General features: G+C 65.9%; 24 protein-coding genes. 19 read left to right on the forward strand and 5 right to left on the reverse strand.

The window, feature by feature from the left end:
• Positions 1-138: 138 nt before the first annotated feature.
• Positions 139-1362, reverse strand: coding sequence for a multidrug effflux MFS transporter (locus AC07R1_RS02705; protein WP_495110076.1), 1224 nt, complete (start codon positions 1360-1362; stop codon positions 139-141).
• A 92-nt stretch (positions 1363-1454) separates the two neighbouring features.
• On the opposite strand from AC07R1_RS02705, the gene pdxR reads away from it, so the two are divergent.
• The 3 genes from pdxR to AC07R1_RS02720 all read left to right on the forward strand — a co-directional run bounded on the left by pdxR (position 1455) and on the right by AC07R1_RS02720 (position 4205).
• Positions 1455-2924, forward strand: coding sequence for a MocR-like pyridoxine biosynthesis transcription factor PdxR (pdxR, locus tag AC07R1_RS02710; protein ID WP_495110077.1), 1470 nt, complete (start codon positions 1455-1457; stop codon positions 2922-2924).
• Positions 2925-2999: 75 nt separating this feature from the next.
• Complete coding sequence (locus AC07R1_RS02715; RefSeq protein WP_495110078.1) at positions 3000-3920, forward strand: DHH family phosphoesterase; 921 nt, start codon at positions 3000-3002, stop codon at positions 3918-3920.
• A gap of 15 nt (positions 3921-3935) precedes the next feature.
• Entirely contained in the window at positions 3936-4205 is a 270-nt protein-coding gene (locus AC07R1_RS02720; protein WP_053157953.1) for a DUF7660 family protein, read from the forward strand.
• A 19-nt stretch (positions 4206-4224) separates the two neighbouring features.
• On the opposite strand, the gene AC07R1_RS02725 is transcribed toward AC07R1_RS02720, so the two are convergent.
• On the reverse strand, positions 4225-5145 hold the full coding sequence (locus tag AC07R1_RS02725) for a MurR/RpiR family transcriptional regulator (protein WP_011060881.1): 921 nt from the start codon (positions 5143-5145) through the stop codon (positions 4225-4227).
• 315 nt (positions 5146-5460) lie between these two features.
• Between AC07R1_RS02725 and AC07R1_RS02730 the strand changes: the two genes are divergently transcribed.
• From AC07R1_RS02730 to AC07R1_RS02790, 13 genes are all read left to right on the forward strand, one after another.
• Positions 5461-7401, forward strand: coding sequence for a bifunctional 5-dehydro-2-deoxygluconokinase/5-dehydro-2-deoxyphosphogluconate aldolase (locus tag AC07R1_RS02730; protein ID WP_495110079.1), 1941 nt, complete (start codon positions 5461-5463; stop codon positions 7399-7401).
• A gap of 130 nt (positions 7402-7531) precedes the next feature.
• Positions 7532-8440, forward strand: coding sequence for a myo-inosose-2 dehydratase (gene iolE / locus AC07R1_RS02735; RefSeq protein ID WP_220224237.1), 909 nt, complete (start codon positions 7532-7534; stop codon positions 8438-8440).
• Positions 8437-9243, forward strand: a complete 807-nt coding sequence (gene iolB / locus AC07R1_RS02740) for a 5-deoxy-glucuronate isomerase (protein WP_495110080.1) — start codon at positions 8437-8439, stop codon at positions 9241-9243. The genes iolE and iolB overlap by 4 nt, the downstream gene beginning before the upstream one ends.
• Before the next feature lie 36 nt (positions 9244-9279).
• Positions 9280-10101, forward strand: a complete 822-nt coding sequence (locus AC07R1_RS02745; protein ID WP_495110081.1) for a TIM barrel protein — start codon at positions 9280-9282, stop codon at positions 10099-10101.
• A gap of 78 nt (positions 10102-10179) precedes the next feature.
• A complete protein-coding gene (iolD, locus tag AC07R1_RS02750) occupies positions 10180-12117 on the forward strand; it encodes a 3D-(3,5/4)-trihydroxycyclohexane-1,2-dione acylhydrolase (decyclizing) (RefSeq protein ID WP_492575885.1) in 1938 nt (645 codons plus the stop codon).
• 34 nt (positions 12118-12151) lie between these two features.
• Entirely contained in the window at positions 12152-13162 is a 1011-nt protein-coding gene (gene iolG / locus AC07R1_RS02755; RefSeq protein ID WP_011060887.1) for a bifunctional inositol 2-dehydrogenase/D-chiro-inositol 1-dehydrogenase, read from the forward strand.
• 213 nt (positions 13163-13375) lie between these two features.
• Positions 13376-13621, forward strand: a complete 246-nt coding sequence (locus AC07R1_RS02760; protein WP_065363832.1) for a hypothetical protein — start codon at positions 13376-13378, stop codon at positions 13619-13621.
• Between the two features lie 41 nt (positions 13622-13662).
• Positions 13663-14589, forward strand: coding sequence for a sugar ABC transporter substrate-binding protein (locus AC07R1_RS02765; RefSeq protein ID WP_011060889.1), 927 nt, complete (start codon positions 13663-13665; stop codon positions 14587-14589).
• 66 nt (positions 14590-14655) lie between these two features.
• Positions 14656-16203, forward strand: a complete 1548-nt coding sequence (locus AC07R1_RS02770) for a sugar ABC transporter ATP-binding protein (protein WP_342403177.1) — start codon at positions 14656-14658, stop codon at positions 16201-16203.
• Between the two features lie 31 nt (positions 16204-16234).
• Positions 16235-17257 carry an ABC transporter permease gene (locus AC07R1_RS02775; RefSeq protein WP_011060891.1) on the forward strand — a complete coding sequence of 341 codons (1023 nt, stop codon included), beginning with the start codon at positions 16235-16237 and terminating at the stop codon, positions 17255-17257.
• Between the two features lie 421 nt (positions 17258-17678).
• Complete coding sequence (locus AC07R1_RS02780) at positions 17679-18083, forward strand: TraR/DksA family transcriptional regulator (RefSeq protein ID WP_123723309.1); 405 nt, start codon at positions 17679-17681, stop codon at positions 18081-18083.
• 546 nt (positions 18084-18629) lie between these two features.
• Positions 18630-19868 (forward strand): methyl-accepting chemotaxis protein, encoded by a 1239-nt coding sequence (locus AC07R1_RS02785; protein WP_374046142.1) that lies wholly within the window; start codon positions 18630-18632, stop codon positions 19866-19868.
• A gap of 121 nt (positions 19869-19989) precedes the next feature.
• Positions 19990-20208: a hypothetical protein gene (locus AC07R1_RS02790; RefSeq protein WP_019094291.1), complete on the forward strand. Its 219-nt coding sequence runs from the start codon at positions 19990-19992 to the stop codon at positions 20206-20208.
• Here the strand turns inward: AC07R1_RS02790 and AC07R1_RS02795 are convergent.
• The 3 genes from AC07R1_RS02795 to AC07R1_RS02805 all read right to left on the reverse strand — a co-directional run bounded on the left by AC07R1_RS02795 (position 20205) and on the right by AC07R1_RS02805 (position 21200).
• On the reverse strand, positions 20205-20444 hold the full coding sequence (locus tag AC07R1_RS02795) for a DUF2789 domain-containing protein (protein WP_011060895.1): 240 nt from the start codon (positions 20442-20444) through the stop codon (positions 20205-20207). The genes AC07R1_RS02790 and AC07R1_RS02795 overlap by 4 nt on opposite strands.
• 84 nt (positions 20445-20528) lie before the next feature.
• Positions 20529-20891, reverse strand: coding sequence for an HlyD family secretion protein (locus AC07R1_RS02800; RefSeq protein WP_169891827.1), 363 nt, complete (start codon positions 20889-20891; stop codon positions 20529-20531).
• A 78-nt stretch (positions 20892-20969) separates the two neighbouring features.
• Positions 20970-21200, reverse strand: a complete 231-nt coding sequence (locus AC07R1_RS02805; RefSeq protein WP_026020108.1) for a hypothetical protein — start codon at positions 21198-21200, stop codon at positions 20970-20972.
• A gap of 602 nt (positions 21201-21802) precedes the next feature.
• Here AC07R1_RS02805 and AC07R1_RS02810 point away from each other — a divergent pair.
• The 3 genes from AC07R1_RS02810 to AC07R1_RS02820 all read left to right on the forward strand — a co-directional run bounded on the left by AC07R1_RS02810 (position 21803) and on the right by AC07R1_RS02820 (position 23626).
• Positions 21803-22273 (forward strand): hypothetical protein, encoded by a 471-nt coding sequence (locus AC07R1_RS02810; RefSeq protein ID WP_026020109.1) that lies wholly within the window; start codon positions 21803-21805, stop codon positions 22271-22273.
• Positions 22273-22476 carry a hypothetical protein gene (locus AC07R1_RS02815; RefSeq protein ID WP_015635322.1) on the forward strand — a complete coding sequence of 68 codons (204 nt, stop codon included), beginning with the start codon at positions 22273-22275 and terminating at the stop codon, positions 22474-22476. The genes AC07R1_RS02810 and AC07R1_RS02815 overlap by 1 nt, the downstream gene beginning before the upstream one ends.
• A 136-nt stretch (positions 22477-22612) precedes the next feature.
• Complete coding sequence (locus AC07R1_RS02820) at positions 22613-23626, forward strand: ABC transporter substrate-binding protein (protein WP_410036969.1); 1014 nt, start codon at positions 22613-22615, stop codon at positions 23624-23626.
• Positions 23627-23683 lie beyond the last annotated feature (57 nt).

Genomic DNA, 23683 nt, shown 5'->3' on the forward strand with positions numbered 1-23683 from the left:
CGGGGATATTGAAGGCGCTAGAGGTTCGGCTGGAGGCTGCCAAGCAAGGCCCTGCGTACCGAACGCGGCCCGGCCTTTCGCAGCTTTGCAGGCTCAGCAGCGGCTACAGGGGTGCAGGAAGGCGTTCCGAGCCGGCGCCTACCGCCGCCGTGGCCGCAGGCACCACCAGGCCAGCCCCAGGGCCAGGCTGAACAGGCCGGTCAGGGCCTGCAGCGAGCCCGCCGGGCTGTCCGCCAGCAGACTGGCCAGCAGCCCGCAGCCGGCGGTCATGGCCATCTGGATAAAGAAGAACAGCCCCGAGGCGGTGCCCGCCACCGCCGCATAGGGCTGCAGGATCGCCAGCTGGCAGGCGGGAATCGCCAGGCCCACCGAGAGCATCAGCGCCAGCATCGGCAGCACGATGGCCCACAGGCTGTCGGGCCACAGGCTGCGGGTGAGCAGCAACAGGCCGGCGCCGGCCAGGTTCAACAGGCAGGCCGCGGTGATCAGGCGGTCGGCACTGTGGCGTACCCCCAGGCGCTGGAACAGTCGCGACCCCATCAGGTAGCCGGCCACGGTGGCGGCGAACACCAGGGCGTAGGCCGTGGGCGACAGCCCCAGCTGGCGCTGCAACAGCGCCGGCGATTGCACAATGAACGGGAAGTAGGTGCAGTACAGGCAGCCGATGGACAGGGAATAGCGCATGAAGTAGGCGTCGCCCAGCAGGCGCAGGTACAGGCGCGGCAGGCTTTTCACGGCCACTGGCGCGAGCTGCGGCGGGCGGGTTTCGGCCAGCCGCTTGAACATCAGCAGCCAGGCCGCCGCGGCCACCAGGCTCAGGCACAGGAACAGGCCACGCCAGCCCAGCAACTGGTCGATCAGGCTGCCCAGGGGCGGTGCCAGCATCGGCGACAGGGCAATGCCCATGGACAACAGCCCCAGCAGCCGCGGCTGCTCCTCGGGCGGGCAGCGGTCGCGGACCATGACCCGGCCCACCAGGGTGCCGCAGCAACCGCCCAGGGCCTGCAGCAGGCGGGCGGCCATCAGTACTTCGACACTGGCGGCCAGCATGCAGGCCAGGCTGGCCGCGAGAAACAGCGCTGTGCCCGCCAGCAGTACCGGGCGCCGGCCATAGCGGTCGCACAGCGGGCCACCCAGCAGCATCGACAGGGCATAGCCGAGCATGTACAGGCTCAGGGTCAGTTGCAGCTGGGCGTCGCTGGCCCCCAGTTGGTCGGCCATGGCCGGCAGCGCCGGCAGGTACAGGTCGATGCTGATCCGCGGTAGGCAGACCACCACCAGCAGCAACAGGGTCCAGAGCCAGGGGGCGAGGGGGCGTTCAACAGCGATGGAGCGGGTGGTGATGGGGCTGGCGGGCGGCATGGCAGGCTCGGGGCAGAGGGCGATGGCGCTGAAATTAAGGGGTTTGTGGTTTAATGCCGAGCACCATTTAGGCCGCTTTTGACTGGACCACTATGAGCCGTGGAAAACACCCCGTGCCCCTCGACCTGCCGCTGCCCCAGCACTGCGATGAAGCCCCGGGCAAACAGGACAGCGCCTACAGTGCCCTGCGCCAGGCGATCCTGGAAAAACGCCTGCCGGCCGGCTGCCGCTTGCCCTCGACCCGCACCCTGGCCCAGCGCTGGGGCCTGTCCCGGGGCACCCTGGAAGTGGTCTTCGACCGCTTGCGCAGCGAAGGTTATGTGAGCCGGGCCAGCGGTTCCGGGACCCGGGTCTGCGCGGTGGTGCCGGACCTGTACCTGAGCGCCCCGGCACGGGCGGCGGCACCCATCGTCAGCGAGAGCGAGCCGCCGTACCCGCCGCTCAGCGTGCGGGCCGGCCAGCCGTTTGTCGCCCGGCTGGCCGACCCGGCGCTGTTTCCCCTGCAACGCTGGACCCGCTCCCTGACCCGGGCCCTGGGCAATGCCTCGGCGAAGTCGCTGTGGGACGCCGACCCCGGCGGCCTGCCGGCCCTGCGCCAGCAGATCGCCCAGTACCTGGGGCAGCACCGGGGCATCGCCTGCGAGCCGCAGCAGGTGATGATCACCACCGGCATCCGCCATGGCCTCGACCTGCTGGCCCGCAGCCTGCTGCAAGCGGGCGACAAGGTGTGCCTCGAAGACCCCGGCTACCTGTCGGCCCGGAGCCTGTTCGCCCTGGCCGGAGCGCGGCTGGTGCCGATTCCGGTGGAGGAGGACGGGATCGATGTACAGCAGCTGCAACACCATCAGGATGCCCGCATGGTCTATGTCACCCCGGCCCATCAGGCGCCCCTGGGCATGACCATGCCGGTGTCCCGGCGCCTGGCCCTGCTGGAGTGGGCCCGGCACAGCGAGGCCTGGGTGGTGGAGGACGACTACGACAGCGAATTCAACTACCAGAGCGCGCCCCTGGCGGCCCTCAAGTCCCTGGACCGGGACGACCGCGTCATCTACTGCGGCAGCTTCAACAAGACCCTGTTCGCCGGTCTGCGGGTGGGCTTCATGCTGCTGCCCGAGCGCTTGCGCCCGCGGTTGCTGGCCACCTTGCAGGACACCGGGCGCTCGGTGGGGGTGATCGAGCAACTGGCCCTGGCCGACTACATCGCCAGCGGCGCCTTCCTGCGCAATCTGCGGGCGGCGCGCCAGGCCTATCAGGAACGCCGCGACCTGCTGCTGGCGATCCTCGCCAGTGAAGCACCGGGCTGCTACAACATCAGCGGCCAGCAGGCCGGACTGCACCTGCTGCTGACGTTGCCGCCGGGCAGCGATGAGGCGCGCTTTCGCCAGCGCGCGGCCCAGCAGGGCCTGCTGTTGCAGGGCCTGGCCGAGCACTGCCAGCAGGTGCGCCGGCCGGCGGCGGTGATCGTCGGCTACGCGGCCCTGAGCCTGGCGCAGATCCGCTTCAGCGGCTCGCGGCTGGCGGCGCTGCTGGTGGCCGAGGCAGGGCCTGTAGAGGGCCGCTGACTGTCATCTGGCCGTCATGTGGCTCAGGCACCCTCGGCGCCCCGGCCTCCGGCCTTTGTGGATTACAGGGACGTCATGATCATTGTCACCGCCGGCGCGACCTATCTGGATATCGACGCCTACGCCGGCTGCATTGCCTATGCCGAATGGCTCAACCTCAGCGGCCGCCCGGCCCGGGCCCTGAGCAGCGCGCCGCTCAACGAGAGCATCCCGGGCACTTTCCGCCAGCGTCTCAAGGGGCTGGACGCCCATGTTCCGCAAGGGACCGAGCAGTTCGTGCTGGTGGACATTTCCAACCACCTGCACCTGGACCCGCTGGTGGACCTGGACCGGGTGGTGGAGGTCATCGACCATCACCCGGGTTTCGAGGCCTTCTGGAACGAGCGCCTGGGCCAGCACGCGGATATCCGCCAGATCGGTGCCGCCTGTACCCAGGTCTACCAGCGCTGGCGCGACTCCGGGTTGCTCCCCAGGATCAGCCGCGACAGCGCGCAACTGCTGGCGGCGGGCATTCTCGACAACACCCTGAACTTCACCGACCAGGGGTGCACCGCGGGGGACCGCCAGGCCTACGCCGACCTGGCCGCGCTGGCCGGCCTGGGCCCCGACTGGCCCGAAGACTATTTCAAGCAGTGCCAGCAGCAGATCGAAGCGCAACTGCCCGAGGCCCTGCTCAAGGACCTGAAAGTGTTCGAAGCGTCCAGCAACCTGCCGCGGCGTTTCGCCCAACTGACCCTGTGGCATGCCCAGGGCCTGCTGGTGCGCCAGCGCAGCCTGATCGAGCAGGTGCTGGGGCAGTGGGGCGATGACTGGCTGCTGAACCTGATCAGCCTCGGCGAAGGCACGAGCTACCTGCTGACCGGCAGCCCGGGCAGTGCCCGCAAGCTGGAACGGCTGCTAGAGTGCAGCACCCTGGACGGCGTGCATTGCCCGGGCCGGCCGATCCTGCGCAAGGAACTGCTGCGCAAGGGCCTGGCGCTCCAGGCAACGTCCTGACCCCGGAGAGCCCCAATGGACCTTGAACAATGCTTGCAGCAGGTGCATGACGAGCAGAGCTTCCTCGACTTCGTCCAGGCGCTGATTGCCGACCGCCGCCAGGCGCAGCGCATGGCCCAGGCCGGCGAGGCCGACAGTTGGCAGAACCATTGCATCGAGGATTTTCTCGACGGTGCCCACGCCTGGGCCGAGGCCACCGGCATCGGTGCCACCCAGGGGCTGGTGGAGGCTTCGCCCTGGCAGCGCTTCGCGGTGTTCCTGTACTGCGGCAAGATCTACGAATAGCGCCGCGCCAGCCGAAGGGCTAGTCGTCGAAGCCGCCCTGTTCGTGAATCTCGTCCATCTTCAGTTCCAGGCGGTAGGCCACGGCAATGAACAGCGCCTGGCACAGGCACAGGGTGGCGCTCAGTGAGCGGAAGGCGAAGGAGCTGCCCTCGTTGACCAGCAGCACGCTGTTGGCGCGCTTGGCCAGGGGCGACAGGGTGCTGTCGGTGATGATCAGGGTCTTGGCCTGGTTGTGCTGGGCAATGCGCAGGCAGTGCTGGGTTTCCTTGGCGTAGGGGGTGAAGCTGATGGCGATCACCAGGTCGTTGGGGCGGATACTGCGCATCTGCTCGCGGTAGCTGCCCCCCAGCCCCGACACCAGGTGGATGCGCTTGTTGGTGTGCTGCAGGTTGTACACCAGATAGTCGGCCACGGCGAAGGAGCGGCGCACCCCCACCACATAGATATTGTCGGTGTTGACCACCAGGTCCACGGCCTGCTCGAAGGCCGCGTCGTCCAGTTCCAGGCCCAGGCGCTCGATCCCCGACAGGGTGGCGCTGATGCAGTCGCGCGCCAGGTCGCCGTCGCTGGCCTTCTGCGACTTGTTGGCGATCAGGCTGCGGATGCGCTGCTGGTAGTTCTGCACCGGCGTGGCCTTGTGGGTGTAGGCCTGGCGGAACAGCGCCTGCATTTCACTGAAGCCGCTGAAGCCGAAACGCTGGGAAAAACGCACGATGGCCGAAGGGTGCACCTCGCACTCGCGGGCGATGTCGCTGATCCGGTCGACCATGATCCGGTCGCTCTGCTGGCTCATGTAGCTGGCGATGCGCTTGAGCTGGCGCGGCAGGCTCTCGTACTCCTCGGTGATCAACTGCAGCAGCCGCTCGGCATTGGCCGGAGGGCTGGCAAGGTCGCTCTCGGGCGTGCGATCGGACAGGGCCGGCTGATCGGTGCGGGACATAACGGATCCTTCTGAGGGTACTGATGGGAGCGACCGCGGGCGTCGCCCCCTGACAATAAATGGGCTGCGGGCAGTCTACAGGGTCGGCGCCGGGAAAATCTTGAGGGGCCGGGCCCCGGGCGCCTTGCTGAAACGATGCACGGCGCAGCCTTGGGCATTGCAGAAAAGTTTAATGGAAAAAATATTCCACGTAAAAAATTTATAGAATAAATATTGATTGGTGCCGGGAGACGTTCTAGTCTGCATCCACCAAGTAGGCCTGCCGGGGCAGTGCGCGACGGCAGGCAGCGGCTGATAAAAATAACAGGAGCCAGCATGGGCCAGACTCGTTTTGCCAGTGGGCGTCAATTGGATCTGATCTGCCTCGGACGCCTGGGCGTCGACCTCTACGCGCAGCAAGTGGGGGCCCGGCTGGAGGACGTCGCAAGCTTTGCCAAATACCTCGGCGGCTCGTCGGCGAACATTGCCTTCGGCACCGCACGGCTGGGCCTCAAGTCGGCGATGCTGAGCCGGGTCGGTGATGATCACATGGGGCGCTTCCTGCTGGAGTCGCTGGTGCGCGAAGGCTGTGACGTCAGCGCCGTCAAGGTCGACCCGCAGCGCCTCACCGCCCTGGTCCTGCTGGGCCTCAAGGACCGCGAAACCTTCCCCCTGGTGTTCTACCGCGAGAACTGCGCGGACATGGCGCTGTGCGCCGCCGACATCGACGAAGCCTTCATCGCCTCCAGCAAGGCCCTGCTGATCACCGGCACCCATTTCTCCACCGACGGCGTCTACCGGGCCAGCCTGCAGGCCCTGGACTACGCGCAAAAGCACGGAGTCAAGCGGGTCCTGGACATCGACTACCGGCCGGTGCTCTGGGGCCTGGCGGGAAAGGCCGACGGCCAGACCCGGTTCGTGGCCGACCCGCAGGTCAGCCAGCATGTGCAGGGCATCCTGCCGCGCTTCGACCTGATCGTCGGCACCGAAGAGGAATTCCTGATTGCCGGCGGCAGCGACGACCTGCTGACGGCCTTGCGCACCGTGCGTTCACTGAGTGCCGCGACCCTGGTGGTCAAGCTTGGCCCGCAAGGGTGCACGGTGATCCACGGCGAGATTCCGGAGCGCCTGGAAGACGGGGCGATCTACCCCGGTGTGCGGGTGGAGGTGCTCAACGTGCTGGGCGCCGGCGATGCTTTCATGTCCGGCTTCCTCAGTGGCTGGCTGGAAGAGGCCAGTGACGAGCGCTGCTGCCAGTTGGCCAACGCCTGCGGCGGCCTGGTGGTGTCGCGCCACGCCTGCGCCCCGGCGATGCCGACCCGGGCCGAACTGGACTATCTGTTCAGCAGCCCGGTGCCCATCACCCGTCCCGACCAGGACCCGGTGCTGCAACGCCTGCATCAGGTCAGTGTGCCGCGCAAGGCCTGGAAGCCCCTGTTCGTCTTCGCCTTCGACCACCGTGGGCAACTGGTGGAACTGGCGCAGCAAGGTGGTCGCGAGCTCAAGGCCATCGGTCAACTCAAGCAACTCTTCATAGACGCGGTGCAGCGGGTCGAAGCCGACCTGCGGCGCCAGGGCATCGAGGCCGATGTCGGCCTGCTGGCCGACCAGCGTTTCGGCCAGGAGGCGCTGAACGCCGCCACCGGGCGCGGCTGGTGGGTGGCGCGGCCGGTGGAAGTGCAGGGCTCGCGGCCCCTGGCGTTCGAGCACGGGCGTTCGGTGGGCAGCAACCTGATCGCCTGGCCCCAGGAGCAGATCATCAAGTGCCTGGTGCAATTTCACCCGGACGACGAACCCCTGCTGCGCCTGGAGCAGGAAGCACAGATCCGGGGCCTGTACCAGGCGTCCCAAGTCAGCGGGCATGAACTGCTGCTGGAAATCATCCCGCCCAGGGACCTGCCCGGCGCTCATCCCGAGGTGCTCTACCGCAGCCTCAAGCGCCTGTACAACCTGGGCATCTACCCCGCGTGGTGGAAGATCGAAGCGCAGTCGGCCGAGGAATGGAAAAAGCTCGATGAGCTGATCCAGGAGCGCGACCCCTATTGCCGTGGCGTGGTGCTGCTGGGCCTGAATGCCTCGGCCGAAGCCCTCGCCGAGGGCTTCCGGCAAGCGGCCGACAGCCGCACCTGCCGGGGGTTTGCCGTGGGCCGCACGATTTTCCAGGAGCCCAGCCGAGCGTGGCTGGCGGGGGAGATCGACGACGACACCCTGATCCGGCAAGTGCAGGGCACCTTCGAGCAACTGATCAACGCCTGGCGCAACGCCCGCCCTGTGTAGGAGCCGGCTTGCCGGCGAAGTGGGTCTTGAGTCTGGAGCCAGGCCCGCCGACGCCTTCGCTGGCAAGCCAGTTCCTACCAGTGCGAGGCCGTTCTCCACGCTTTCATGAATAACAACAAAAGGTGCAGCCATGCCCGCGATCCGAATTGGCATCAACCCGATCTCCTGGAGCAACGACGACCTGCCGGCCCTGGGCGGGGAAACGCCCTTGAGCACCGCCCTCAGCGAAGGGCGCGAGATCGGTTACCAAGGCTTCGAACTCAACGGCAAGTTCCCCAAGGATGCCAAGGGCGTGGGCGATGTGTTGCGCCCTTATGACCTGGCGCTGGTCTCGGGCTGGTACTCCAGCCGCCTGGCCCGGCGTTCGGTGGCCGAGGAAATCGACGCCATTGCCAGCCACGTCGAACTGCTCAAGCGCAACGGCGCCTCGGTGCTGGTCTACGGCGAAGTGGCCGACTCGATCCAGGGCTCACCGGTGCGGCTGATCGAGCGCCCGCGCTGGCACAGTGCACAGGCCTGGCAGGATTACGCCGACAAACTCACGGAGCTGGCGCGTTTCACCCTGTCCCAGGGCGTGCGCCTGGCCTATCACCACCACATGGGCGCCTACGTCGAGTCCCCGGCGGACATCGACACGCTGATGCGCCTGACCGGCGAGGAAGTCGGCCTGCTGTTCGATTCGGGCCATTGCTACATGGGCGGCGGCGAACCCCTGGAGGTGCTGCGCCGGCATATCGGGCGGGTGTGCCATGTGCACTTCAAGGACGTGCGCAAGCCGGTGGTGCAACTGGCGCGCAACAACCTGTGGAGCTTCCCGGACTGCATCGTCAACGGCACCTTCACCGTGCCCGGCGATGGCGACATTGACTTCGCTCCCTTGCTCGATGTGCTGCTGGACGCAGGCTACCAGGGCTGGCTGGTGGTGGAGGCCGAGCAGGACCCGGCGGTGGCGCCGAGCTACGTCTACGCAAAAAAAGGTTACGACACCCTGCGGGCCCTGCTGGACGCTGGCCTGCAACGCAGGAGGGCTGCCCAATGAGCCTGCTGGTTAAAAGCGCTGCAAAGGGCCGGACCATGGTCCAGCTGCAAGAGGGCGCCCTGGAGTACGTGGGGTTCAGTGCCTACCGCCTGGGCCTGGGGGAAAGCCTGCCGGTCAGCGCCGGCGACAAGGAGCTGTGCCTGGTGCTGCTCAGCGGCCGTATCGATGTGCAGGGCGAAGCGCCCCAGGGCGCCTTCCAGTGGTCCAACCTGGGTGACCGGCAATCGGTGTTCGAGGACAAATCCCCCTTTGCCGCCTACCTGCCGCCGGGCAGCCAGGCCCGGGTCACCGCCTTGAGCGATGTGCAGATCGCTGTGTGTGCCGCCCCGGGGGCAGTCGATAACGACCTCGGCCCACGGCTGATCCGCCCGGAACAGTGCAGGCGCAGCGTGCGTGGCAAGGGCGCCAATACTCGCTACGTCTGCGACATCCTGCCCGACAGCGAGCCGGCCCATTCCCTGCTGGTGGTGGAGGTGCGCACGCCGTCCGGGCATTCCTCCAGCTACCCGCCGCACAAGCACGACACCGACGACCTGCCGCACCAGAGCTTTCTGGAGGAGACCTATTACCACCAGCTCAACCCGCCCCAGGGCTTCGTCTTCCAGCGGGTCTACACCGACGACCGCAGCCTGGACGAGGCCATGGCGGTGGAGCACCACGACCTGGTGGTGGTGCCCAGGGGGTACCACCCGGTCAGCGTGCCCTATGGCTACGAGTCCTATTACCTGAACGTGATGGCCGGGCCGAAGCGGGTCTGGCAGTTCCATAACGACCCCCGGCACAGCTGGCTGCTGGATCTGTGAGCGACGCACCTTTGCCGATTTTCGGGGAGCTGGAAGATGACTCAGCCTTTGCGTTTTGCCTTGAACCGAATGGTCGCACCGCACCTGCCTCTGGCGGATTTTCTTGACCTGGTACTGGCCTTGAAGATCGATGCAGTGGAGCTGCGCAATGACCTCAAGGGTATGGAGATCGAGGATGGCACGCCCCCCGAGCAGGTCCGCGAGCTGTGTGAGCAGCGTGGCATCCGGCTGCTGTCGATCAATGCCCTGTACCCCTTCGACCTGTGGGATGAACAGCGCCGCCAGCAGTTGCTGCACCTGGCCGGTTATGCCCGCGCCTGCGGTGCCGAGGGCCTGGTGTTGTGCCCGCTGAACGACCCCGGCGACCGGCGCAGCGCGGGTCAGCGGGCCCAGGGGCTGGCGGCCGCCCTGACCCGGATCGCGGAGGTTCTTCGCCAGCATGGCCTGCGCGGTTTTGTCGAGCCCCTGGGGGTTGCCGAGTGCGCCTTGCGTGACAAGCGCAGCGCCGTGGAAGCGATCCGCGCCGTTGGCGCGCTGGATGTGCTGAGCCTGGTGCACGACACCTTCCACCACACACTGGCCGGCGAACCCCAGCTGTTCGCCGAGCTCACCGGGCTGGTGCATCTCTCCGGTGTCGAGGGCCCACCACTGCCTCTGGCAGCGCTGCGGGACGGTCATCGGGTGCTGGTGGGCGCGGCGGACCGGTTGGGCAACACGACGCAGATCGCCGCGTTGCTGGCGGGCGGTTACCGCGGCTACCTGTCCTTCGAGCCCTTTGCCGCGAGCGTTCACGATCGACCGGACCTGCAGCAGGCTCTGGAACGCAGTATCCGGTACCTGCGCCAGGCCCTGGCCTGACCCCCCTTGTAGGCGCCGGCAAGCCGGCCTCCGCACAAAGAACAGTGAGAGTGCTGTATGGCCATTGAAGGAACACAGATGAGCACGATTCGACTGACCATGGCCCAGGCCCTGGTGAAATTCCTCGATAACCAGTACGTCGAGGTGGACGGGCAGCAGAGCCGGTTCATTGCCGGGGTCTTTACGATTTTCGGCCACGGCAATGTGCTGGGCATCGGCCAGGCGCTGCAGCAGGACCCGGGCCAATTGCGGGTACACCAGGGCCGCAACGAGCAGGGCATGGCCCATGCCGCCATCGGGTTTGCCAAGCAGCACCTGCGGCGCAAGGTCTATGCCTGCACCGCTTCGGTGGGCCCCGGCGCGGCCAATATGCTGACCGCCGCGGCCACCGCCACGGCCAACCGCATTCCCTTGCTGCTGTTGCCCGGCGACGTGTTCGCCAGCCGCCAGCCGGACCCGGTGCTGCAACAGATCGAGCAGTTCCATGACCTGGGCATCAGCACCAACGATGCCTTCAAGGCGGTGAGCAAATACTGGGACCGGATCAACCGCCCGGAGCAGTTGATGAGCGCGGCGCTGCAGGCGATGCGAGTGCTGGCCGACCCGGCCCAGACCGGCGCGGTGACCCTGGCGCTGCCCCAGGATGTGCAGGCCGAGGCCTACGATTACCCGCTGAGCTTCTTCGCCCGACGGGTGCATCGCATCGACCGGCGGCCACCCACCGAAGCGATGCTGGCGGACGCCGTGGCGCTGCTGCGGGGTAAGCGTAAGCCGTTGCTGATCTGCGGTGGCGGGGTCAAGTACGCCGCGGCCAACCAGGCCCTGCAGGCCTTTGCCGAGCGCTTCGCGATCCCGGTGGCCGAGACTCAGGCCGGCAAGAGCGCGCTGCTGTCCAGCCATCCATTGAACGTGGGCGGCATCGGTGAAACCGGCTGCCTGGCGGCCAACCTGCTGGCCCGGGAGGCCGACCTGATCATTGGCGTCGGTACCCGCTACAGCGATTTCACCACCTCGTCCAAGTGGCTGTTCCAGCACCCCCAGGTGCAGTTTCTCAACCTCAATATCAACCCCGGCGATGCCGTGAAGCTCGATGGCGTGCAACTGCTGGCCGATGCTCGGGCCGGCTTGCAGGCACTGGGCGAGGCCCTGGCCGGCAGCGCCTACCGCGCCGGCTGGGGCACTCGGGTGGCCGAGGCCAGGGCGCAGCTGGATGCCGAGCTGGAGCGGGTCCACGGCGTGCACTATCAGGGCGAGGATTTTGTGCCGGAGGTCAACGACGCGCTGGACCCGGCGGTGCTGCGCGAGTTCATCGAGCTGACCGGCTCCTGCCTGACCCAGAGCCAGGTGCTGGGGGTGCTCAACCAGACCCTGGCCGACGATGCGGTGATTGTCGCCGCTGCCGGCAGCTTGCCCGGGGACCTGCAACGCAGCTGGCGCAGCAAGGGGCTCAACACCTACCACGTGGAATATGGCTATTCGTGCATGGGTTATGAAATTGCCGCGGCCCTGGGGGTCAAGCTCGCCGCCCCCGAGCGCGAGGTCTATGCCCTGGTGGGCGACGGCTCCTACCTGATGCTGCATTCGGAGCTGCTGACCTCGATCCAGGAGCAACGCAAGATCAACGTGGTGCTGCTGGACAACATGGGCTTCGGCTGCATCAACAACCTGCAGCTGGGCCAGGGCCTGGACAGCTTCGCCACCGAGTTCCGCTACCGCAACCCAGACAGCGACCAGCTGGACGGTGGCCTGATCCCGGTGGACTACGCCATGAGCGCCGCGGCCTACGGCTGCAAGACCTACAAGGTGAGGAACCTGGAGCAGCTCCACGCCGCCCTGGCGGACGCCCGGCTGCAGCGGGTCTCGACCCTGATCGATATCAAGGTGCTGCCCAAGACCATGCTCCACGGCTACCTGTCCTGGTGGCATGTGGCGGTGGCCGAGGTCAGCGGCAGTGAGAGGGTGGCCGCCGCGGCCGCCGCCATCGATCAGCAGTTGGCCAAGGCGCGCCAGTACTGAAACTCCCCAACCGAACAACCACAGGAGTACACCCATGTCTTTGCAGCTAGGCGTTATCGGCACTGGTGCCATAGGTCAGGATCACATTCGGCGTTGCAGCCAGACCCTGCAGGGCTGCCGGGTGGTGGCGGTAACCGACATCGACCCGCAGCAGGCGGCCCGGGTGCTGGCCGGGCTCACGCTTGAGGCCGAGGTCTACCCCGACGGCCATGCCCTGATCCAGGCGCCGGAGGTCCAGGCGCTGCTGGTGACGTCCTGGGGCCCTAGCCACGAAGAGTTCGTGCTGGCGGCCATCGCCGCCGGCAAGCCGGTGTTCTGCGAAAAGCCCCTGGCGGTGACCGCCGCCGGCTGCCGGCGCATCGTCGAGGCCGAGATTGCCCAAGGCCGGCGCCTGGTGCAGGTGGGGTTCATGCGCCCCTACGACGCCGGCTACCAGGCGCTCAAGGCGGTGGTGGACAGTGGGCGCATCGGTGAGCCGCTGATGCTGCACTGCGCTCACCGCAACCCGCGGGTGGGGGAGAACTACAAGACCGACATGGCCATCACCGACACCCTGATCCACGAGCTGGATGTGCTGCGCTGGCTGCTGGCGGACGACTATGTGTCGGTGCAGGTGCTGTTCCCGCGCAAGACCGGCAAGGCCCACGCCCAACTGCGCGACCCGCAGATCGTGCTGCTGGAAACCGCCCGGGGCACGCGGATCGACGTGGAGATCTTCGTCAACTGCCAGTACGGCTACGACATCCAGTGCGAAGTGGTGGGCGAGAGCGGAATCGCCCGCCTGCCGGAGCCGCCCCAGGTCCAGCTGCGCAGCGCGGCCAGCCTGTCCAGCGCGATCCTGATGGACTGGAAGGAGCGCTTCATCGCCGCCTATGACGTCGAGCTGCAGGCCTTTGTCGATGGCGTGCGCGCTGGCCGGGTGGGTGGGCCCTCGGCCTGGGACGGCCTGGCCGCGGCGGTGGCGGCCGACGCCTGCATCGAGGCCCAGCAGAGCGGGGCGATCGTCCCCATCAGCCTGCCCCAGCGCCCGGCGCTCTACGCCTGAACCCCGGGATTTCTGTAGGCGCTGGCTTGCCAGCGAAGGTGTTTTCCAGGGCGCTGCAAGGCGTGCGGGCCCCTTCGCCGGCAAGCCGTCTCCTGCGGAAAGCGAGGGATCTGGCTGCTGGAAATGCAATTGCAGTAAAATTCTAAAATGAGTTGATATAGAAATTATTTTCCAATAAAGTCGTTTCCAGGTAGCCGACCCTACAAGGTTCCCATGGCCTTCAAGCCCCGCTTGAGCCCTGGAGAACCCACCAACAAGAACAAACAGGTGCCGTCGATGAAAACCTTCCGCTCTGCTCTGCAATGGCTGTCCCGTACCCGGGGCGCCGCCTCCCGCAATCTGCCCTTCACTCCCTGGTCCTCTCGTTTATTGACCCTGCTCAGCGGCCTGTGTGTCGAACACCAGGGCGCGCTGTTGGGCTGCATGCCCGGGGCCCCGGTTCTGTATTCGCCGGCCTGAGCACGGCCACCCACCAACAAGCATGTGGAGAACGACTCTTAATGAACATTCAGAACCGAGTGGCGTGTCTTGCCCTGTCGCTGATGCTGTTCAGTGGCGCGGCGCTGGCCCAGGTGCGCATCGGCGTGAGCATGTCGCAGTTCGACGACACCTGGCTGACCTACCTGCGCGAGTCCATGGACCAGAAGGCCAGGTCCATGCCCGAAGGCGTGCAGTTGCAGTTCGAGGACGCCCGCAGTGACGTGGTCAAGCAGCTGAGCCAGGTGGAAAGCTTCATCAGCCAGAAGGTCGACGCCATCGTGGTCAACCCGGTGGATACCGCCGCCACTCGCAAGATCACCGAGGCGGCGGTCAAGGCCGGGATTCCCCTGGTCTACGTCAACCGTCGCCCGGACGACCTGAACCTGCCCAAGGGCGTGGTCACCGTGGCCTCCGACGACCTGGAGGCAGGCAAGATGCAGATGCAGTACCTGGCCGAGAAAATGGGCGGCAAGGGCAGCATCGTGATCCTTCTCGGCGACCTGGCGAACAACTCCACCACCAATCGCACCAAGGGGGTCAAGGAGGTGCTGGCCCGGTACCCCGGGATCAAGGTCGACCAGGAACAGACCGGCGTCTGGCTGCGGGACAAGGGCATGACCCTGGTCAACGACTGGCTGACCCAGGGCCGCGAGTTCAATGCGGTGGTGGCCAACAACGACGAGATGGCCATCGGTGCGGCCATGGCCCTGAACCAGGCCGGGGTGGCCAAGGGCAGCGTGCTGATCGCCGGGGTCGACGGCACCCCCGACGGGCTGCGCGCGGTGCAGCGCGGCGAGCTGGCGGTGTCGGTGTTCCAGGACGCCAAGGGCCAGGCCGACGGCTCGGTGGAAACCGCGGTGAAGATGGCCAACAAGCAGCCGGTGGACGCCGCGGTGTGGATTCCCTACCGCCTGATCACCCCGGAAACGGTCGCCCAGTTCAAGTAGGCGCCGGCCCTTCAATCACACGCGGGCCGGGCGGCGCTGGCTGCCCGGCCGCTGGAGTAGCTGATCATGAACGCTTGTGCTTCTGCTTCGAGCCTGCACTCCCTGAGCCCGGCCGTGGCGCCCCAGGAGCCCTACCTGCTGGAAGTGCTGAATGTCAGCAAGGGCTTTCCCGGGGTGGTGGCCCTGGCCAACGTGCAACTGCGGGTACGCCCCGGCACGGTCCTGGCGCTGATGGGCGAAAACGGTGCCGGCAAGTCGACCCTGATGAAGATCATCGCGGGCATCTATCAGCCCGACTCCGGCGAACTGCGCCTCAAGGGCCGGCCGGTGACCTTCGCCACGCCGCTGGCGGCGCTGCAGGCGGGGATCGCCATGATCCACCAGGAACTCAACCTGATGCCGCACATGAGCATCGCCGAGAACATCTGGATCGGCCGCGAGCAACAGAACCGCCTGGGCCTGATCGACCACCGGGAAATGCACCGCTGCACTGCCGCCTTGCTGGCCCGCCTGCGCATCGAACTGGACCCCGAGGAGCAGGTGGGCAACCTGAGCATCGCCGAGCGCCAGATGGTGGAGATTGCCAAGGCGGTGTCCTATGACTCCGACGTGCTGATCATGGACGAACCGACCTCGGCCATCACCGACAAGGAGGTGGCGCACCTGTTCTCGATCATTGCCGACCTCAAGGCCCAGGGTAAGGGCATCGTCTATATCACCCACAAGATGAACGAAGTGTTCGCCATCGCCGATGAAGTGGCGGTGTTTCGCGATGGCGCCTACATCGGCCTGCAACGGGCCGACAGCCTGGACGGTGACAGCCTGATCTCGATGATGGTGGGGCGCGAGCTGAGCCAGCTGTTTCCCCAGCGCGAGAAGCCTATCGGCGAGCTGCTGCTCAAGGTCCGCGACCTGCGCCTGGACGGGGTGTTCGCCGGGGTGTCGTTCGACCTGCATGCCGGGGAGATCCTCGGCATTGCCGGGCTGATGGGCTCGGGGCGGACCAATGTCGCCGAAACCCTGTTCGGCATCACCCCAAGCGATGGCGGCGAGATTGTCCTCGACGGCCAGCCCCTGCGCATCGGCGACCCGCACCGGGCGATCGAGAAGGGCCTTGCCCTGCTGACCGAGGATCGCAAGCTCAGTGGCCTGTTCCCCTGCCTGTCGGTCCTGGAAAACATGGAAGTGGCGGTACTGCCGCACTACGCCGGCGGCGGTTTTGTCCAGCAGAAGGCCTTGCGCGCCTTGTGCGAGGACATGTGCAGGAAGCTGCGGGTCAAGACCCCGTCCCTGGAGCAATGCATCGACACCCTGTCCGGGGGCAATCAGCAGAAGGCCCTGCTGGCGCGCTGGCTGATGACCCAGCCGCGGATCCTGATTCTCGACGAGCCGACCCGGGGCATTGACGTGGGGGCCAAGGCCGAGATCTACCGCCTGATCGCCAGTCTGGCCGGTGAGGGCATGGCGGTGATCATGATTTCCTCGGAACTGCCCGAGGTGCTGGGCATGAGCGACCGGGTCATGGTCATGCACGAAGGGCAACTGATGGGCACCCTGGACCGCAACGAGGCGACCCAGGAACGGGTCATGCAACTGGCTTCGGGCCTGAACTAGACGACATTCAACCCAAGGGTGGTGGCTGGCAATGAATGCGATAATCGACAACAAACCCGCGGCGGTGGCAGTCAAGCCCCGGCGACGACTGCCCACCGAGCTGAGCATCTTCCTGGTGCTGATCGGTATCGGCCTGGTGTTCGAGCTGTTTGGCTGGATCGTCCGCGACCAGAGTTTCCTGCTCAATTCCCAGCGCCTGGTGCTGATGATTCTCCAGGTCTCGGTGATCGGCCTGCTGGCCATCGGCGTGACCCAGGTGATCATCACCACCGGTATCGACCTGTCTTCCGGTTCGGTGCTGGCCCTGTCGGCGATGATTGCCGCCAGCCTGGCCCAGACCTCGGACTTCACCCGGGCGGTGTTTCCGTCCCTGACCGACCTGCCGGTGTGGATCCCGGTGCTCGCCGGGCTCGGGGTCGGCCTCCTGGCGGGGGCGATCAACGGCAGTGTGATTGCCCTGACCGGCATTCCTCCCTTTATTGCCACCCTGGGGATGATGGTCTCGGCCCGGGGGCTGGCGCGTTACTACACCCAGGGCCAGCCGGTGAGCATGCTCTCCGATTCCTATACCGCCATCGGCCACGGGGCGATGCCGGTGGTGATCTTCCTGGTGGTGGCGCTGATCTTTCATATCGCCCTGCGCTACACCAAGTACGGCAAGTACACCTATGCCATCGGCGGCAACATGCAGGCGGCGCGGACTTCGGGGATCAACGTCAAGCGCCACCTGGTGATTGTCTACAGCATTGCCGGGCTGCTGGCGGGGCTGGCCGGGGTGGTGGCCTCGGCACGGGCCGCCACCGGTCAGGCGGGGATGGGCATGTCCTACGAGCTGGACGCGATTGCCGCGGCAGTGATCGGCGGCACCAGCCTGGCCGGCGGGGTGGGGCGCATCACCGGCACCGTGATCGGCGCGCTGATCCTCGGGGTCATGGCCAGTGGCTTCACCTTTGTCGGGGTCGATGCCTACATCCAGGACATCATCAAGGGCCTGATCATCGTGGTGGCGGTGGTCATCGACCAGTACCGCAACAAGCGCAAGCTCAAGCGCTGAGCAGGGGAGAGGCGCCGGCTGGTGCAGGAGCCGGCGTGCCAGCGAATACGCTCCCGAGCCCTGGGCCGCTCCAAAGGCCTCTTCGCCGGCCGGTGCCCCTGGAAATCGTTGAAAACGACCAGAATCCGCCGTCCGGCACTGCCGTTTGTCTTCTAACAGACCCATGGCTATGGAATTTTTTGTTATAAACGCACTCCAATAAACGCCACCAAAGCCCGCATTTGCGGGCTTTGTGCGGTTTGTCGGACAGATTCGCTGTCATTTCAGTTGCTGCGCCCTCAAACCGGCCTTAGACTGCCGCCCCTCGTAAATTGAGTGCCGGGTGGCGCTTGGAAGGTATGGCGCCTTTCTGATGACCTGACGGGTCAACCGGAAACAGTTTGAATTCGCCTTAATGCACGTATTTTTTATAGAGAAATCAATGACCAAGGATAAGTTGCTGGCCATGCCGGCGGATGACTACATGAATGCCGAGCAGCACGCTTTTTTCAGCGACCTGTTGCAAGCCATGAAGGTGGAAACCCACGAGCGCATCGAACAGAACCGGATCGCCATTGAAAGCCTGGACACCCCGGCTGACCCGGCCGACGCCGCTTCCGTCGAAGAAGAGCGCACCTGGTTGGTCAACGCCATTGATCGCGACCAGCGCATGCTGCCGCAACTGGAACAGGCCCTGGGCCGGATCAGCGACGACAGCTTCGGCTGGTGCGACGACAGCGGCGAGCCGATCGGCCTCAAGCGCCTGCTGATCAGCCCCACCACCAAGTACTGCATCGAGGCCCAAGAGCGCCACGAGCAGATCGACAAGCATCAGCGTCAAGCCTGATCGCCAGCCCCCGCCACAGCGGGGGCTCTGTTTTTTCGGGCAGTGCCCGCCCGCACATTCTCTTGATCTGCTGCAAACCCGCGACTAAGGGACCATGGATAATGGCCCTCTAGTGGCGTCTAATGCCGCAAACAATTAGAACGATGTGGGGTGACACAGATGTCAAGAGATGGATCTCTAGCGGCGCCGGTCGCGCAGCCGCTGGCAACACCCGAAACCGCCGCCCGCTGGTGGGCGCCGTCCTTGCAGAGCGCGGCGCTGATGGCGCTGTTCGCCGGCCAGGCCCTGGGCGGCTGGTCGCTGTACCTGTGCCTGCCCGTGGCGGTGCTGGTGATCTGGCTGCCGCGGTTGCGCGCGCGCGGGCGGCCCCTGGTGGCGAACGCGACGGCTGACGATCAGTTGTCGGCGCTGACCCGTGACCTGTCCTACGGCACCACCCATAACGCACTGTCCGCGGCGGGCGTGGCCTACTCGGTGACCCAGCTGGCAGGCAAGCTGCAATCCCAGCTCGACGCCGCCGCGCGCATCGTCGGCAACGCCGAAGTGATGATCAAGACCGAGCAGGTCACCTCCCAACTCAGCCAGCAGGCCCTGGGCGCCGCCAGCGAGGCCCACGCCAGCAGCGCCGAAGGGCGCACGGTGCTGGGGGAATCCATCAGCCGCATGCACCTGCTCAGCCAGCGCGCCAATGGCAGCCGTGAGCTGATCGAGGCCCTGAGCCAGCGCAGCGAGGAGATCCAGCGGGTGACCCTGGTGATCCAGTCCATCGCCAGCCAGACCAACCTGCTGGCGCTGAATGCGGCCATCGAGGCGGCCCGGGCCGGGGAACACGGGCGCGGTTTCGCGGTGGTGGCCGATGAGGTGCGCGGGCTGGCCGGGCGCACCGCCGCGGCCACCGACGAGGTCGGGGTGATGGTGGCGGATATCCAGCAGCGCACCAGCGACGTGGTGGAGCAGATCCGCCAGCTGGCCGACGACCTCAACCTGGGGGTCGAGCAGGTGGAGCACACCGGTCGTCACCTGGACAACATCGCGCGCCTGGCGGCCGGGGTGGAAGGGCAGGTCAGCGAGATCGCCCGGGGCGCCGAGACCAACCGCGAGCAACTGGACAGCCTGTTTCATGCCGTGGAGCAGATGCGCAGCGACCTGGCGGTCAGCGACCAGCAGACCCGCAGCCTGGCGCAGGCCGCGGTGCAGATGGAAGGGCAGGCGGAAACCATCAGCGAACGCCTGGCGGCGGTGGGCCTGGATGACTATCACCAGCGCATCTACGACCTGGCCCGCGAAGGCGCGCGGCGCATTGCCGAGCAGTTCGAGGCCGACCTGGAGCAGAACCGCATCAGCCTCGACGATCTGTTCGATCGTCACTACCAGTTGATCGCCAACACCGACCCGGCCAAATACCAGACCCGCTTCGACCGCTACACCGATCAGGTGCTGCCGCCGATCCAGGAATCCCTGCTGCCGCGCCACGATGGCCTGGTGTTCGCCATCGCCTGTACCCAGGAAGGCTACGTGCCGACCCACAACAAGGTTTTTTCCCAGCCGCTGACCGGCGATCCCGAGGTGGACAACCTGCATAACCGCAGCAAGCGCAAGTTCGCCGACCGCACGGGGATCCGCTGTGGCAGCCACCAGCAACCGCTGCTTCTGCAGACCTATACCCGGGATACCGGCGAGCTGATGCATGACCTTTCGGTGCCGATCATGGTTCGCGGCCGGCACTGGGGCGGGCTGCGCCTGGGTTACAAACCCGAGCAGGCGCCAGGCTCGGGCAAGGGCTGAGGCCTCCATTGTTACGCTATCGGTAATGCTGCAATGCAGGAACAGGCTGTTCCAGGGGCCGGCAAGTTAGTTAGTATGCCAACATCGTTAGGCAGCTAACTAATTTTCTGGAGGTAGCTCCATGCACAGCAAAGTCGATGTAGCGGTGATGATTGGCAGCGGCGTGCCAGCCAGCCTGCGGGCCCAGGGCCGTCGTGCGTGCTGGGTGGTTCTGGTCAATGGCGAACAGCGCGGCACGGCCTTTGCCAGCCGCGCCGAGGCCGAGGAGTGCCGGCTGGCCTGGCAGCAGCAGCTGCAGGTGCTGCTGCCCGGCGGCCGGCACCTGCGGCATTCGGCTTAACCGGCCTGGTGCAGGCGCAGATTGAGCTCGTCCACCACGGGCGCCCAGTCGGCGTCTTCGCGCAGTTGCTGTTTGAGAAAGGCCGCTTGCTGGGGCGTCCAGAAGGGGGCGTCGATCATTTTCAGGTCTTCGTCCAGGGGCGAGTGCCGGGCGATGAAACCATCGATGGCGGCGGGGCTGGAATCCAGGCCCAACTGGTCGAACAGCCCTTCGAGGTTATGGGTGGGCGCTTCCATGGTGATCTCCTTGGGTGACGGGCAGCACCGGCGCTGCCTCAGTGCATCTGAGGCATGGCAGGCGCGCAAGTTCGATCCAAGGGTTCAGGCCAGGGTGCCGCTCTCGGCCTGGAACAACGCCGTCTGGGCCATGGACAGGGCAGTGCTGTAGGCCATGACCTGGGCCCGGGCGGACGACAGGGCCATGGCCCGGCCGGTGTCGGAGCCGGAACTGGCGCCCTTGACCGTGGCCAGGCGGGCCTTGGCCCGTTGCAGTTTCTGTTGCAGCAGCTCGATCTGCTTTTTCAGTTGGCGGATGCGTTTCTTCTTCGCCAGCAACAGCGCCTCTTCCGGGGTTTGCGCGCTGGAGCGGCTCAGGACCAGGGTCTCGCCGTCGTCCGAGGCTTCCAGTACCGCAGTGCTTGGATCCGGCTTGAGAAAGTCGGCCAGGCGAGATGGGGGTTTCAAGTCGATCATCATGATGCTCTTAAACGGATCTCGCCTTTGTATCGGTCGCGCTGTCGGATCCTTGACTGGCGCTGTCTGTCAGGCGTTCAGGGCGCCCTGGTCGATGGCCTGCTTGAGGGCCTTGGCCGACGCTCTGGCTGCCGCGGCAGCGTCTTCCGAGGTCTTGAACCAGCGATCGCGTTCCACCTGGTGGAAGGTGACCTGGGTCAGTGGGGGTTTGGCGCGCATGGCAATCACGGCCTGGAACTCGCCTTCGACTTCTCTGCACTCGCCACGAATGAAAAACTCGCCAATATCTAGTTCGGTCACTTCTAGCCTTCCCTTGGAGATGAGTGAGTGCTTGAACGCCCCCCAAGAGGGGGGCATTCAATCAATGGCGGAGTATGGCAGTTGTTGGGTGATGGCGGGCTGAGTTATATCATTTGGATTCTAGGTGGCGATTATTCTGATGATCTAATCTGAAACTTCCTGCTTCTGTTGCTGGGTAATATTACCGGCTGTGCGTCAACTCCGGCTTTTGCTGAAGTGGGTGCGCGCGAAGCCGGTGTGCGCTTTAAATAGTCGAAATGCACAAAGTTGCTCTAGAATTGCCTCTGCAACCCGAAGTGGCTGCCGACCGGGGGAATCGTGACCCGGGTGCATCCGGCCAGCAGGCCTGTTCCAGCACCCACCCCCGACGACGCGCCGCCACGCTTTGCGGGTCAGAGCTCACTCCTCACGCCTTCGACATGTGCCTGATGCATCGGCGAAATGCCCCTTGCTCAGTGCCGCCGCCAGCGTCGTGGCCAGGAGTGCCAGCTGCACTTGTGTGTATTGGGTAACCGATTGGGGTGACTACGCCGTCATGGCGGTTTTTTCGTGCCGTCCGTTTTTTTCCGGGCGACATCATTTTGAGTATCGGGGAGTGTTCCTTGGCAGTAAGTAATCTTGAAATGCATGCATTGTTCGTGTTGGGTGATTTGCGCGCAAAGCTGGTCAAGCAGTTCCAATCTCGTTTTGTCTACCTCACCGAACAGTCCGCCGAAGGCATCTACGTCGCCGAGATCGACACCGAGACGGCCCTGGTGGTGGACGACAAGCCGCGCCTTGAACTCAAGGTCGGCGATCATTTTCGCGCCGCCGTGCTGCCCAGCCGTGAAGGCGGCAAGATGGAGATCCGCTTTCGCGAGATCAAGCTGACGGTCTACGGCCTGGGCGACTACGCCTTTGTCAGCAGCCCCCTGGGGCAGGGCATCCTGTTCAAGGAAGGCCATTCGGTGGTGACCGTGTTTGCCGCCAACGAGCAGTTGCAGGAAGGCCTGACCAAGACCCTCAAGGCGGTGACCGCCAAGGCCGCCAAATGGCGCAAGGGCGAACTGGTGAGCTTCAAGGCCAGCGAGTGATGAGCCAGGGCCGCGCCGCGTTTCACCATGAGCATCAACAGGCCGCGAGCGCTGAAGCCCAGCGCCTGTTCGCGCAGAAGACCGTGCTCCAGGGCGCCTGGCTGAACTGGGTCGCCGCCCAGCTGTACAACCTGCGCCCCGCGGCCTACGCCAGCATGGTGCGCCGCGAGTTGCAGCGGTTGCAGGAGCCTCCGGCCTCTTGAGCGGCCATCCGGGAATGGCCTGGGGTTGAAACTACTGAACCTCTACTACAGTCAGTTGACTTAATGCTTTGGGGGCCGTGCGCTTAGGCGCTGCCTGCCCCTGTGGCCCAGGTCCTGACCCAAGAGGTGTACCCCGATGAAAGGAATCCGCGCGCTGCTGGCCAGCAGCCTGTTGAGCCTTGCCGCCCTGAGTACGGTGCAGCCGGTTGTGGCGGCGCCGCAACCGATTCATTTCGCCGACCTGAACTGGGAAAGCGGCAGCCTGATCACCGAGATCCTGCGGATCATGGTGGAGCAGGGCTATGGCTTGCCCACCGACACCTTGCCCGGCACCACCATCACCCTGGAAACGGCCCTGGCCAACAACGACATCCAGGTGATCGGCGAAGAGTGGGCGGGGCGCAGCCCGGTGTGGGTCAAGGCCGAGGCCGAAGGCAAGGTGCAGGCCCTGGGGGATACGGTCAAGGGCGCCACCGAAGGCTGGTGGGTGCCGGAATACGTGATCAAGGGCGACCCGGCCAAGGGTATAAAGCCGCTGGCGCCGGAGCTGCGCAGCGTGACCGACCTGGCCCGCTACAAGGACGTGTTCAAGGACCCGGAGAGCCCGGACAAGGGGCGTTTCCTCAACAGCCCGATCGGCTGGACCTCGGAGATCGTCAACCAGCAGAAGCTCAAGGCCTATGGCCTGCAGGACAGCTACGTGAATTTTCGCAGCGGTTCCGGAGCGGCCCTGGATGCGGAGATCAGCTCGGCGATCCGTCGCGGCAAGCCAATCCTGTTCTACTACTGGTCGCCCACGCCGCTGCTCGGGCGCTTCAAGCTGGTGCAACTGCAAGAACCGCCCTTTGACGCCGAAGCCTGGAAGACCCTGACCGACGCCGCCAACCCCAACCCCCGGCCAACCCGTTCCCTGGCCTCCAGGTTGTCGATCGGGGTGTCCACGCCATTCCAGAAGCAGTACCCGCAACTGGCGCAGTTCTTCGCCAAGGTCGAACTGCCCATCGAGCCCCTGAACCGCGCCCTGGCGCAGATGAGCGAGAATCACAGCGCCCCGCGGGACGCGGCCCGGGCCTTCCTCAAGCAGCACCCCGACGTCTGGCGCGCCTGGGTGCCCCGGGACGTGGCGGACAGGATCGCCGCCACCTTGTAGGCACCGGCGTGTCGGCGAATGGGCCCTTGAACCTTGCGCCCGGCGGGTGCAGGGCAG

Source organism: Pseudomonas sp. GW821-FHT07F01, assembly GCF_059418825.1.